At 62.0% G+C, this 12,569-nt stretch carries 10 protein-coding genes; 8 read left to right on the top strand and 2 right to left on the bottom strand.

Annotated features, from left to right (window positions below; genetic code table 11):
• Positions 1 to 20 precede the first annotated feature (20 nt).
• From atpG to QEN71_RS29275, 4 genes are all read left to right on the top strand, one after another.
• Entirely contained in the window at positions 21 to 908 is an 888-nt protein-coding gene (gene atpG, locus QEN71_RS29290; protein WP_201648831.1) for a F0F1 ATP synthase subunit gamma, read from the top strand.
• Between the two features lie 91 nt (positions 909 to 999).
• On the top strand, positions 1,000 to 2,394 hold the full coding sequence (gene atpD / locus QEN71_RS29285) for a F0F1 ATP synthase subunit beta (RefSeq protein ID WP_201648832.1): 1,395 nt from the start codon (positions 1,000 to 1,002) through the stop codon (positions 2,392 to 2,394).
• A 77-nt stretch (positions 2,395 to 2,471) separates the two neighbouring features.
• Entirely contained in the window at positions 2,472 to 2,897 is a 426-nt protein-coding gene (locus QEN71_RS29280; protein ID WP_028364002.1) for a F0F1 ATP synthase subunit epsilon, read from the top strand.
• A 199-nt stretch (positions 2,898 to 3,096) separates the two neighbouring features.
• Positions 3,097 to 4,827, top strand: coding sequence for an AMP-binding protein (locus tag QEN71_RS29275; RefSeq protein ID WP_201648833.1), 1,731 nt, complete (start codon positions 3,097 to 3,099; stop codon positions 4,825 to 4,827).
• A gap of 788 nt (positions 4,828 to 5,615) precedes the next feature.
• On the opposite strand, the gene QEN71_RS29270 is transcribed toward QEN71_RS29275, so the two are convergent.
• On the bottom strand, positions 5,616 to 6,428 hold the full coding sequence (locus tag QEN71_RS29270; protein WP_201648834.1) for a transporter substrate-binding domain-containing protein: 813 nt from the start codon (positions 6,426 to 6,428) through the stop codon (positions 5,616 to 5,618).
• A 175-nt stretch (positions 6,429 to 6,603) separates the two neighbouring features.
• On the opposite strand from QEN71_RS29270, the gene hemE reads away from it, so the two are divergent.
• The 4 genes from hemE to QEN71_RS29250 all read left to right on the top strand — a co-directional run bounded on the left by hemE (position 6,604) and on the right by QEN71_RS29250 (position 12,243).
• On the top strand, positions 6,604 to 7,707 hold the full coding sequence (hemE, locus tag QEN71_RS29265) for a uroporphyrinogen decarboxylase (RefSeq protein ID WP_201648835.1): 1,104 nt from the start codon (positions 6,604 to 6,606) through the stop codon (positions 7,705 to 7,707).
• A 442-nt stretch (positions 7,708 to 8,149) separates the two neighbouring features.
• The gene (locus tag QEN71_RS29260) at positions 8,150 to 10,408 is read left to right on the top strand and encodes a primosomal protein N' (RefSeq protein ID WP_201648836.1); all 2,259 of its coding nucleotides are present in this window, start codon (positions 8,150 to 8,152) and stop codon (positions 10,406 to 10,408) included.
• 174 nt (positions 10,409 to 10,582) lie between these two features.
• Complete coding sequence (locus tag QEN71_RS29255) at positions 10,583 to 12,007, top strand: YeiH family protein (RefSeq protein ID WP_201648837.1); 1,425 nt, start codon at positions 10,583 to 10,585, stop codon at positions 12,005 to 12,007.
• Positions 12,004 to 12,243 carry a hypothetical protein gene (locus QEN71_RS29250; RefSeq protein ID WP_201648838.1) on the top strand — a complete coding sequence of 80 codons (240 nt, stop codon included), beginning with the start codon at positions 12,004 to 12,006 and terminating at the stop codon, positions 12,241 to 12,243. Before QEN71_RS29255 ends, QEN71_RS29250 begins: the two co-directional genes overlap by 4 nt.
• Positions 12,244 to 12,297: 54 nt before the next feature.
• Here the strand turns inward: QEN71_RS29250 and QEN71_RS29245 are convergent, their stop codons facing one another.
• Positions 12,298 to 12,456: a hypothetical protein gene (locus tag QEN71_RS29245; RefSeq protein WP_201648839.1), complete on the bottom strand. Its 159-nt coding sequence runs from the start codon at positions 12,454 to 12,456 to the stop codon at positions 12,298 to 12,300.
• Between the last annotated feature and the right edge of the window lie 113 nt (positions 12,457 to 12,569).

Genomic DNA, 12,569 nt, shown 5'->3' with positions numbered 1-12,569 from the left:
CTTCGATCAAGGAGCAAGCAATGGCTGGAATGAAGGAAATTCGCGGGAAGATCAAGAGCGTGCAAAACACGCGCAAGATCACGAAAGCGATGGAGATGGTGGCCGCATCGAAGATGCGCCGCGCTCAGGAGCGCATGCGCGCTGCTCGCCCGTACGCCGAAAAGGTCCGCGATATCGCTGCGCACATGAGCAGTGCGACGCCCGAGTACCGTCACCCGTTCATGGTGTCGAACGAAGGTGCGAAGTCGACGGGCTTCATCCTTGTCACGACTGACAAGGGTCTGTGCGGCGGTATGAACACGAACGTGCTGCGCGCTTCGCTCCAGAAGTTCAAGGAGCTGGAAGGTCAGGGCAAGACGGTCGAAGCGACGGCAATCGGCGGCAAGGGTCTGGGTTTCCTGAACCGTCTGCGCGCGAAGGTCGTGTCGAACGTCGTGCAACTGGGCGACACGCCGCACCTCGAGAAGCTGATCGGCGCGGTGAAGGTTCAGCTCGACATGTACTCGGAAGGCAAGGTCTCGGCTGTGTATCTCGCGTACACCCGCTTCGTCAACACGATGAAGCAGGAGCCGGTGATCGAGCAGCTGCTGCCGCTGTCGACGGAACAGTTCGAGCGCAAGGACGAGAGCGGTAGCCCGACGCCGAAAACGTCGTGGGACTACATCTACGAGCCGGACGCGCAGACCGTCGTCGACGAACTGCTGGTGCGTTATGTCGAAGCGCTGGTCTATCAGGCCGTCGCGGAGAACATGGCGTCGGAACAGTCGGCACGTATGGTCGCAATGAAGGCCGCTTCGGACAACGCGAAGACGGTCATCAACGAACTGCAGCTCGTGTACAACAAGAGCCGTCAGGCAGCGATCACGAAGGAACTGTCGGAAATCGTCGGTGGCGCCGCGGCAGTCTGACGCTGACGTCGACACGCGGAAGCGCCATCAGGCGAGTCCACCGGAACTGCGCCCTGCGCGAGTGAAGAATTGAGTATCTAAAGGAAAAGCGATGAGTACTACTGCTTTGGTAGAAGGCAAGATCGTACAGTGCATCGGCGCGGTGATCGACGTGGAATTCCCGCGTGAAACCATGCCGAAGGTTTACGACGCGCTCATTCTCGAAGGTTCGGAACTGACGCTCGAAGTCCAGCAACAGCTGGGCGACGGCGTTGTCCGTACCATCTGTCTGGGTTCGTCGGATGGTCTGCGCCGCGGCGTGATCGTCAAGAACACGGCGAAGCCGATCAGCGTGCCTGTCGGCAAGCCGACGCTCGGCCGCATCATGGACGTGCTGGGTCGTCCGATCGACGAAGCTGGCCCGATCACGAGCGAAACGACGCGTTCGATCCACCAGAAGGCTCCGGCGTTCGACGAACTGTCGCCGTCGACGGAACTGCTCGAAACGGGTATCAAGGTTATCGACCTGATCTGCCCGTTCGCAAAGGGCGGCAAGGTGGGTCTGTTCGGCGGTGCTGGCGTGGGCAAGACCGTCAACATGATGGAGCTCATCAACAACATCGCGAAGGAGCACGGCGGTTACTCCGTGTTCGCGGGCGTGGGCGAGCGTACCCGTGAAGGGAACGACTTCTATCACGAAATGAAGGACTCGAACGTTCTCGACAAGGTCGCGCTGGTGTACGGCCAGATGAACGAGCCGCCGGGCAACCGTCTGCGCGTCGCGCTGACGGGTCTGACGATGGCTGAGCACTTCCGTGACGAAGGCCTCGACGTTCTGTTCTTCGTCGACAACATCTACCGTTTCACGCTGGCCGGTACGGAAGTGTCGGCACTGCTGGGCCGTATGCCTTCCGCAGTGGGCTATCAGCCGACGCTGGCTGAAGAAATGGGCAAGCTGCAAGAGCGTATTACGTCGACGAAGACGGGCTCGATCACGTCGGTTCAGGCCGTGTACGTCCCTGCGGACGACTTGACGGACCCGTCGCCGGCTACGACCTTCGGCCACCTGGACGCAACCGTCGTTCTGTCGCGTGACATCGCTTCGCTGGGTATCTACCCGGCAGTGGACCCGCTCGATTCGACCTCGCGTCAGATCGACCCGCACGTGATCGGCGAAGAGCACTACAACATCACGCGTGGCGTTCAGCAGACGCTGCAGCGCTACAAGGAACTGCGCGACATTATCGCGATTCTGGGCATGGACGAACTGTCGCCGGAAGACAAGCTGTCGGTCGCGCGCGCTCGTAAGATCCAGCGTTTCCTGTCGCAGCCGTTCCACGTCGCTGAAGTGTTCACAGGCTCGCCGGGCAAGTACGTGCCGCTGAAGGAAACGATCCGTGGCTTCAAGATGATCGTCGACGGCGAGTGCGATCACCTGCCAGAGCAGGCGTTCTACATGGTCGGCACGATCGACGAAGCCTTCGAAAAGGCCAAGAAGATCCAGTAAAGGTTGGGTGTTTTGCGGCGGACTTTGGCTGAGTGGCCGAGGTCCGCGAACCACACTCACCTCAGGAGTCGACACATATGGCAACCATCAAGGTAGACGTCGTCAGCGCGGAAGAGCAGATCTTCTCGGGCGAGGCGAAGTTCGTTGCGCTCCCGGGCGAAGCGGGCGAACTCGGCATTCTGCCGGGCCACACGCCGCTCATCACGCGGATTCGTCCGGGTGCAGTGCGCATCGAATCGGAAAACGGCGAAGAAGAGTTCGTGTTCGTCGCCGGCGGCATTCTCGAAGTCCAACCGGGCGCAGTGACGGTTCTGGCCGACACGGCAATCCGCGGCAAGGATCTCGACGAAGCGAAGGCCGAGCAGGCTCGCAAGCGCGCAGAAGAAGCGCTGCAAAACACCGGCTCGAACCTCGAATACGCCACTGCGCAAGCGGAACTGGCGTATGCGACGGCTCAGCTGGCCGCGATCCAGCGTCTGCGCAAGCTGCGCGGACAGCAATAAGCAGCGCAATCGAAAGCAGCCCTCGTGGCTGCTTTTTTTATCGTCTACTTGACGTTTACGGAAAGGTCAGCAAAATCATACCGACGCCCGGAACAGCTAGAAAGCTGCGGGTAAGACTTGATGCCGGCTGAATCGGCGCCGGGGCACAATCGGTCGCAAAGTCATCTCAATACTCGGATTCACCTCTGGAGACAGGATCATGGCAACGCAAGCTGCAGGAGAGGGTGCACTCATCGAACCGAAAGGCGGACTCTCGTACGTGCGCGGTTCGACCGACGTGCCGCTCAGCGAGTCGACCGTCGGGCAGTTTCTCGTCGACACGGCAACGCGCTTTCCTGAGCGCCCCGCAGTGGTGTTCCGTGAGCAGGAAATTCGCTGGAATTGGCGGGAGTTTCAGCAAGAAGTCGATATTTTGGCAGCCGGTTTGCTGGAGTTGGGGATCGAGAAGGGCGATCGGGTCGGCATCTGGTCGCCGAATCGCGTCGAGTGGCTGATGACGCAGTTCGCCACGGCGCGCATTGGCGCTGTGCTCGTCAACATCAACCCCGCATATCGTCTCGCCGAGCTCGAATACGCGCTGAACAAGGTGAATTGCAAGGCGATCATCTCAGCGGAAAAATTCAAGTCGTCGATGTACCTGCAGATGCTTCAGGAACTGGCGCCGGAACTGGCGACGGCTACTCCAGGCGATCTGCACGCTGCACGCTTGCCCGATTTACGTATCGTGATCCGCATGTGCGACACCGAAACGCCTGGCATGCTGACGTTTTCGGATGTCGTCGAGCGCGGCCGTGCCGCGTTCGATCCCGCGAAACTCGACGCAATCGGCGCGACGCTCGATCCGAACGACCCGATCAACATCCAGTTCACGAGCGGCACGACCGGCAACCCGAAAGGCGCGACGCTGACGCACCGAAACGTGGTCAACAACGCGCGCTATATCGCGATGGCCATGCGGCTGACGGAAGAAGACTCGCTGTGCATTCCGGTGCCGCTGTATCACTGTTTCGGCATGGTGCTCGCGGTGTTGGCGTGCGTCTCCGTGGGCGCCGCGATGGTATTCCCGGGCGAAGCATTCGAGCCGGGCGCGACGCTACGAGCTGTCTCCGAAGAGAAGTGCACGGCACTGCACGGCGTGCCGACCATGTTCATCGCTGAACTCGATCACCCGGATTTTTCGACGTTCGATCTCACCCGCTTGCGCACGGGCATCATGGCGGGCTCGCCGTGTCCGATCGAAACGATGAAGCGCGTCGTCTCGCAAATGCACCTGGCGGAAATCACGATCGCTTACGGAATGACTGAGACGAGTCCCGTGTCCTTTCAAAGCTCGACAACCGATCCTTTGGACAAACGGACCACCACAGTCGGACGGATTCAGCCGCACCTGGAGGTGAAGGTGGTCGATCCGCTCGGCGAGATCGTGCCCGTCGGCGAAACGGGCGAACTCTGTACGCGCGGTTATTCCGTGATGAAGGGCTATTGGGGCGATGAAGCCAAGACGCGGGAAAGCATCGTCGATGGCTGGATGCATACCGGCGACCTCGCGACGATCGATGCCGATGGTTATTGCAACATTGTCGGTCGTCTGAAGGACATGCTGATTCGCGGCGGCGAAAATATCTATCCGCGCGAAATCGAGGAATTCCTGTTCCGCCACCCGAAAATTCAGAGTGCGCAGGTGTTCGGCGTGCCGGACGCGAAGTACGGCGAGGAGGTGTGCGCGTGGGTCGTGTTGCGCGCGGGCGAGTATCTGACGGCCGAAGAGGTGCAGGAATTCTGCCGAGGCCAGATCGCGCACTACAAGATTCCGAAATACATCCGTTTCGTCGACGAGCTGCCGATGACGGTGACGGGCAAAGTCCAGAAATTCGTGATGCGCGAGCGAATGATCGACGAGCTTCACCTGAAGGAAGACAAGACCGCCTGATTCACCGGTTTGGATCTTCCCGAAGCAAAACCAAAAACGCCGTGCGCATGTCACACGGCGTTTCGCTTTGAGAGGAAGGGTGCCTGTTCGCGCACGGCAGCTAGATGATGCGCAAACGTTTGGCGAGGCAAAAAAAAAGCGGGCCTGGAGCCCGCTAAAAACCACACGCTACGGGGTTAGCGCGAGGAGACCATTGGAGGAATCGACAACCGGCGCGATCGACGCCGATCACGACTCCAGCAGAGATGCCCCTTGGAAGAGCTTCGACGCTTGCGTCGACCGGCCTTGGAATGTGTCCGCAGACACTACTACCCGGCCGCATCCTTGCTGAACCCGTGAAAGGCATTGTGGGCGAATTACCCGGCGCGCGCGGTAACAAAGTGTTTCAGGTTGTAACGCCCGTCAGATAAGGCGCTGAGGGATTTTTTGCAAAGCAGAAAAGTGCATCCAGCAATTATTACCGATACTTTTCGAGTCGATTCCAACAGCTTTCGCGCGACCGTTCGCAACGTATATTGCGGTGCGCTATATCGCCGAAACCACCTGTTGCTCCGCTCTTTTGGCGCTCTGGGATCGTTGAGGTCAAATACTCATACGGATCCCGCACTTACGCGTTTGAAACTACCGTTTGCCGGCGACGCAAGCACATGTTGCGCCGCCGCATTAACCGACCGTCCCGAACGGACTTATGTCGCATCGGGCGAGCGCGCCGACACGGTCGACGCGCGTTCCGGCATCCGCCCGAATGAATCGGTAAGTGCGACTGCCCGGCCGTCACAAACTCGGCGTCATTTCAGCCATTTGTCGGATATGGACTGGTATTCACCCGTCGCGCGCGCGAGGTGCAGCCACTGGTCGACATATTGCTGAAACACCACATCGCCGCGCGGCACCAGCCACGCCTTCTCCCCGTACTGGAACGGCTTGTCGGGGTGCACCGAACAGAGACCCGGGTTGAGTTTCTGTTGCAGCAAGGTTTCCGACGCGTCCGTCACCATCACGTCGGCCTTGCCGGCGAGGATCTGCTTGAAGATGGTCACGTTATCCGGGTACAAGGTGAGATTCGCGTGCGGGAAGAACTGCCGCGCGAATCGCTCATTTGTACCGCCCGGATTGAAGATCACGCGTGTGGACGACTGATCGATCTGGGCGACCGTCTGGTATTTGTCGACGTCATCGCAACGCACGATCGGCGATTTGCCGTCGATCTGGTACGCGACCGTGAAGAATGCCTTCTTTTGTCGATCCAGCGTGGTCGACACCCCGCCGACGCCGACGTCGCACTTCGAAACAAAGTCGTTCATCAGATTCGACCACGACGTCTTCACGAATTCCGCTTTCACACCGAGCGACTTCGCCAGCGACTCGGTCATGTCGATATCGATTCCCTCGAACTTGCCGTCCTGCCTGTAGAACGAATACGGCTTGTAGTCGCCCGTCGTGCAAGCCCGCAGCGTGCCCCGAGCGAGGATTTCATCCAGTCTCGACGTAGTCGCAGGTGCAGACGCAGACGCAGCTGTCGCCGCAGGTGCGGCACTTTGCGCATGGACCGCGCCGGCACAGCACAGCGCGCTGACAAGAACCACCGTGGCTTTTTTCATTGAGTCTCCTTTATCGTTGTTTATCGTGATGCAACGGAATCGATCATAGTCCGCGCGACTATCCGTGACCATTGTTCTAAAGGCATAGGACAAACAGCAATTGCCAGGATTACGCAGGCGTCGTCGGACGCTCAGCAGGTAAAATGCGCTTTTGCCTTCTTCAGTCGCGAGCAACGTGGCCCACAACCTCCTCAACGACACCTTCCTGCGCGCGTTGATGCGCGAACCGACCGAGTACACGCCGATCTGGCTGATGCGCCAGGCGGGACGCTACCTGCCGGAGTACAACGCAACGCGCAGCCGTGCGGGCAGCTTTCTTGGGCTCGCGAAGAACCCGGATTACGCGACGGAAGTCACGTTGCAGCCGCTCGACCGCTATCCGCTCGACGCCGCGATTCTCTTCTCCGACATCCTGACGATCCCCGATGCGATGGGTCTCGGCCTGGATTTCCAGGTCGGCGAAGGGCCGAAGTTCGCGCGCCCGGTGCGCACCGAGGAAGATGTCGCGCGTCTTGCCGTGCCCGATATCGACGCCACGCTGCGCTACGTGACGGACGCCGTGCGCCAGATCCGCAGCGCGCTGACCGACGCGCAAGGCCGTCAGCGCGTGCCGCTGATCGGCTTCTCGGGCAGTCCTTGGACGCTCGCTTGTTACATGGTCGAAGGTGGCGGTTCCGACGATTTCCGCACCGTGAAGTCGATGCTGTATGCCCGTCCGGACCTGATGCATCGCATTCTCGACGTCAACGCGAAAGCCGTTGCCGCGTATCTGAACGCGCAGATCGAGGCCGGCGCGCAAGCCGTGATGATTTTCGATACATGGGGCGGCGCACTCGCTGACGGCATCTATCAGCGTTTCTCGCTGCACTACATCCAACAGGTCGTCAGTCAGCTGAAGCGCGAGCACGAAGGGAACCGAGTGCCTGTGATCACCTTCACGAAGGGCGGCGGCCTGTGGCTCGAAGAAATTGCCGCGACGGGCGTCGATGCGGTCGGTCTCGACTGGACGGTGAATCTGAGCAAGGCGCGGGAACGTGTCGGCGGAAAAGTCGCGCTTCAGGGCAATATCGATCCGTCCGTGCTGTTCGCGCCGCCGTCGACGATCCGCATCGAAGCGCGCGCCGTGCTCGACAGCTTCGGCAATCATCCGGGGCACGTGTTCAATCTCGGCCACGGCATCTCCCAGTTCACGCCGCCGGAGCATGTGGCCGAGCTGGTCGATGAAGTGCATCGGCACAGCCGCGCAATCCGCGCGGCGAGCGGCACAGGCACAGTCTGAACCGATTCCGGATTGTGACGTTTGTGTTGCATTGCAGCGACGTGGGCTCGCGGCCAAAGGGGAAAATAGCGTTCCACAGGCCGCCCCGAGGCCCTCTTCGCGTTGTCAAGACTTGACTTATGCACATTTGTCACGCTGCGGCGCGGTAGAGGGATGGATCGTCGCAGGTGCCTTGAAAAGTACGTAGAAATCTGGTCTGTGCCTTAAGCGATAAGGGTTTCCGGGTTCTTAAGACGAATGTGCGCTATCCCACACAGAGGCCCGTTTGACGCGGTCTGCGGGCCATCCGGGCTGAGTTCTCAACAAAGTTATCCACAGGCAGGCGAGGCTGGGCGCAATTGTCGATGCAAATTCAAAACTTAGCGCCGAAATTGAAGTTTTACTTTAAGTTTGGCGGCCGCAGCATCGAGCCTGTGAATAACTCTCTCTGCCGACATCGTTCATGCAGGTCGAAGCGCTGACCGACACCTACGTCCGCGTCGCGCTCGATCATCCGCTGCCGACGCTCTTCGATTACCGCTGCGACGCCGCTTTGGCGCCGACGCCGGGCATGCTCGTCAGCGTGCCGTTCGGCAAGCGGCACATCGTGGGGCTCGTCATGGAAGTGACCGCTCACAGTGATGTGCCCGCCGACCGGCTGAAATCGGTCCACAGTATTTGCACGGCCTGCCCGCCGCTGTCCAAACATTGGCTGCAACTCGCGCAATTTGCCGCCGATTACTACCAGCGCGGCATCGGCGAAGTCGCGCTGCCCGCGCTGCCGCAGGCCTTGCGCGACGCGGCGCGCTGGACGCGCCTGTTCGCACCCGAGGAGCGTTATCGTCTGTTGCCGGCCGGTCGCGCCGCTTTGCCCGATGCGCTTCCTGCACGCGCGACCGCGCTGCGTCGCCTGGCGGCGGCGCTGGCGGAAACCGAATCGCTGCCTGCGGTCGACGCCCGCGCGCTTCACGCGAAGGCCACCGCGACGCTCGAGGCGTGGCAAGCCGAAGGCTGGGTCGCGCTCGACGTGATCGATCCCGCTGCGCCTCGTCTGTCGCTAGATCACTCGCCGCAAAACGCGTCGCTGCCGACGCTCACCGACGAACAGACGACCGCCGTCGAAGCGATCCGCGAAGCACAGGGCTTCGCCCCGTTCCTGCTACACGGCGTGACGGGCAGCGGCAAAACCGAGGTCTATCTGCGCGCGCTGGCGGGATTGCTGGCCGCTAATCCGCAGGCACAGGCGCTCGTTCTCGTGCCGGAAATCAATCTGACGCCGCAGTTCGAGGCGGCGTTTCGCGCGCGTTTCGCGTCGATGGACGATTCCGAAATCGTCACGTTGCACAGCGGCCTGGCCGAAGGTGAGCGCGCCCGCAACTGGTTCGCCGCGCACACGGGCCGCGCGCGCATCGTGCTCGGCACGCGGCTCGCGGTGATGGCGTCGCTGCCGCATCTGGCCATCATCGTCGTCGACGAGGAACACGATCCCGCCTACAAGCAGCAGGAAGGCCTGCGCTATTCCGCGCGTGATCTCGCGATCTGGCGTGCGAAGCAGCTTGCCGTTCCCGTCGTACTCGGATCGGCGACGCCTTCGCTGGAAAGCTGGTGGCAGGTCGATCAGGGCCGCTACAAGCGGCTCACGTTGTCGCGCCGCGCCGTCGCCGATGCCGTGCTGCCGACCGTCCGGCTCGTCGATCTGGAAGACGAACGGCGGCGTGGGCGCGCATCGGTGGAAGGTCTGTCGGGCCCGCTGATCGCGGCGCTGAAAGCGCGACTCGAACGCGGCGAGCAAAGTCTCGTGTTCCTGAACCGTCGCGGCTACGCACCGCAACTCGCGTGCGATGCATGCGGGTGGGTTGCAGGCTGCCCGCGATGCAGCGCCTACGTCGTGCTGCATAAGCCGGAACGCGCGTTGCGCTGCCACCACTGCGGCTGGGAAGCACGCATTCCGCGCTCGTGCCCGGAATGCGGCAATGTCGATATCGCGCCGCTCGGACGCGGCACGCAGCGTATCGAAGAAGCGCTCGCCGGTGCGGTGCCGGGCGCACGCGTGTTGCGCATCGACGCCGACAGTACGCGCCGCAAGGGCAGCGCGCAGGCGCTGTTCTCGGACGTGCACGCGGGCGAAGTCGACATTCTGGTCGGCACGCAGATGATCGCGAAGGGACACGATTTCCGTCGCGTGTCGCTGGTCGGCGTGCTGAACGCGGACACGGCGCTCTTTTCCCACGATTTCCGCGCCAGCGAGCGCCTATTCGCGCAGTTGATGCAGGTGAGCGGCCGCGCGGGCCGCGCCGGTCTGCCCGGCGAAGTGCTCGTGCAGACGCGTTATCCGACGCACGCGCTGTATCACGCGCTCGCTCGCCAGGATTACGTCGGTTTTGCCAATTCGACGCTTTCCGAACGGCGCGACGCGCATCTGCCGCCGTTCGTCTATCAGGGGATGCTGCGCGCCGAAGGTCGCACGCTCGATGCCGCGCTCACCTTTCTGCAGCAGGCAGCGGCGGCGCTATCCGAGATTCCCGCTGCGAGCCGTGTGACCGTCTACGACGCCGTGCCGCTCACCATCGTCAAGGTGATGCACGTGCATCGCGCGCAATTGCTGGTCGAAAGTGCGTCGCGCGCCGCGCTGCAGGCGACGCTGCGCGCCTGGCAACCGCTGCTGCGCACGATGAAAGGCGTGCTGCGGTGGAGCATCGAAGTCGATCCGCTCGACATCTGAGTCGCGCGCCACTGCGATCTCGCGGCATCTTCGCGCAAATCCATTTAAGTCATATCGATCAAACGAAAGGTCGTTTCGTTTGCCGGCATCGCTCGACTATATTTCGCCGAATCGGCGCATGAATTCCAACAATCGACAGCGCGTGCGCCGCCATCTCACTTCCGGGGCACTTCAATGAGCGATACGAGACATACCTTGCCGGCGGGCGCACAGCCTTCGCGACAGGCAAGCACGACAGGCGGCGGCGGACTCTTCTCGACGGAAGACTGGTGGGCTGTGTGGGTCGGCCTGCTGGTGATCGTGGTCGCGTGGGGGTTGTTCGCGTCGGGCAGCAGCATCAAATGGCTCGCGACGGCACCTGCGAAATGGTCCGACCTCGGTGCAGCCGGGCAAGATCTGGCGAAGCATCTGCCGAACTACGTCGCGCTGTTCGTCGTGTTCGCCGTGCTGTTCGGCGTCAGCCTGAGCGTGCTGAAGCAGCGGATCGCGCACTTCCTGCCGTCGTTCGCGATTCTGTTCGTCGCGTCGGTGCTGATCTTCGAAGTCGGCGCGTGGGCCAATGCGTCGAAGTACAACCTCGAGCCGCCGCTCGTCGCGCTGGCGCTCGGTCTGCTGATCTCGAACGTGTTCACGCTGCCCGAGTGGTTCTCGGCGGGATTGCGCGTCGAGTTTTACATCAAGGTCGGGATCGTGCTGCTCGGCGCGACGCTGCCGTTCACGCTGCTCGTCTGGGCCGGTCCCGTCGCAGTCGGACAGGCGACGATCGTGTCGCTCGTCACCTTCTTCGTGATCTTCTTCGCGGCCAAGGCGCTCGGGCTCGACAAGCGCTTCGCCGCGGTGCTCGGCGTGGGGGGCGCGGTGTGCGGCGTGTCGGCGTCCATTGCGATTGCGGGCGCGGTGCGCGCGAAACGCGAGCATGCGTCGGTGGCGATCACGCTCGTGATCCTGTGGGCGATCGTGATGATCTTCGTGCTGCCGTTCGTGTCGCGTTCGCTGGGATTGTCGACGGCCGTCGCGGGCGCGTGGATCGGCACATCCGAATTCGCCGACGCCGCCGGGATTGCCGCCGCGCAGGCCTACGGCGATTTCGCGAAGCACGCCGGCGGCGCGATCGCCGGCTCGCCCGAGGCGTCGCTTCAGGCGTTCACGCTGATGAAAGTGGTGGGCCGAGATATCTGGATCGGCATCTGGGCGTTCCTGCTGGCGATCGTCGCGACGACACGCTGGGAATCGGGCGAAAACGGCGTCGCCGCGAAAGCCGATGCCCGCGAAATCTGGGCACGCTTTCCGAAGTTCGTAATCGGCTTCGTGATCGCGTCGGCGCTCGTGACGTGGATCGCGAGCCACTACTCGCTGGCAGATTACCGCAAGGTCGTCACGCCGGAGTTCGTCGCGCCGATCACGGCGCTGCGCACGTGGGCGTTCATCTTCTGCTTCTTCAGCATCGGACTGACGACGCGCGTCCGCTCACTCGCGGCCACGGGCATCAAGCCGTTCATCGCGTTCACGATCGGCGTGGCCGTCAATATCGCCATCGGCTACGCGCTGTCCGCGCACGTGTTCGCACCGTATTGGAATAACTTGGGGCAGGGCTCGTGAGCGCGCCCGCCGTTCTCGACGACGACATCCACTCGCAGCCCGACGCGCGCCGGCCATGCTGTGCCGATTGCCGGTTTCGCGCCGACGATCGGCATTCGCTTGAGCAGAGCATTCCGGGCCTCGTTGTGTTCTCTTCCGGCTTTGGCGCCAGTGTCGCCGACAGCCGCCTGTGTCTTTTCCACGATCAGCTCGTCGCGCCGCGCGACAGTTGCCGGGCGTTCGCGCCGCTGCGCTGATCTTTCCTGCCGCCAGGCGCGCCCGCCGCAAGCGGGCGCCGCATCATCGAACGGTTAGCCGCGAAACGATTCCCGCGCGTTGTCGTGCTCGTCGTCGCGCACTTCGATCGGCACGAGTTCGTTGCGCGACGGCCCCGTCGCACCGCGAATGAACAGCACCATGCACGTCGCGAACATCATCCAGACTCCCGTCACTACCAGCCACTTTTCCATTTGGTCACCCCGTATAGCGAGACTTCGAACCCCGTACCGTGCGTCAGTGCGCATCTCATGACCGGTATAACGGCGCGATTTCGGATTCGATAAGGGTTGCCCGAAAATAAACC

This window comes from Paraburkholderia sabiae, assembly GCF_030412785.1.
In the GTDB taxonomy this organism is placed as follows: domain Bacteria; phylum Pseudomonadota; class Gammaproteobacteria; order Burkholderiales; family Burkholderiaceae; genus Paraburkholderia; species Paraburkholderia sabiae.
Note: the sequence above shows the minus strand (reverse complement) of the source record. Positions and strands in the feature narration are given on the sequence as shown.

Excerpts from the sequence above, each read along its gene's own strand:
- atpG (WP_201648831.1), top strand. The coding sequence starts at position 21 with ATGGCTGGAATGAAGGAAATTCGCGGGAAGATCAAGAGCGTGCAAAAC.
- QEN71_RS29245 (WP_201648839.1), bottom strand. The coding sequence starts at position 12,456 with ATGGAAAAGTGGCTGGTAGTGACGGGAGTCTGGATGATGTTCGCGACG.
- QEN71_RS29270 (WP_201648834.1), bottom strand. The coding sequence starts at position 6,428 with ATGAAAAAAGCCACGGTGGTTCTTGTCAGCGCGCTGTGCTGTGCCGGC.
- QEN71_RS29280 (WP_028364002.1), top strand. The coding sequence starts at position 2,472 with ATGGCAACCATCAAGGTAGACGTCGTCAGCGCGGAAGAGCAGATCTTC.
- QEN71_RS29255 (WP_201648837.1), top strand. The coding sequence starts at position 10,583 with ATGAGCGATACGAGACATACCTTGCCGGCGGGCGCACAGCCTTCGCGA.
- QEN71_RS29260 (WP_201648836.1), top strand. The coding sequence starts at position 8,150 with ATGCAGGTCGAAGCGCTGACCGACACCTACGTCCGCGTCGCGCTCGAT.
- QEN71_RS29275 (WP_201648833.1), top strand. The coding sequence starts at position 3,097 with ATGGCAACGCAAGCTGCAGGAGAGGGTGCACTCATCGAACCGAAAGGC.
- atpD (WP_201648832.1), top strand. The coding sequence starts at position 1,000 with ATGAGTACTACTGCTTTGGTAGAAGGCAAGATCGTACAGTGCATCGGC.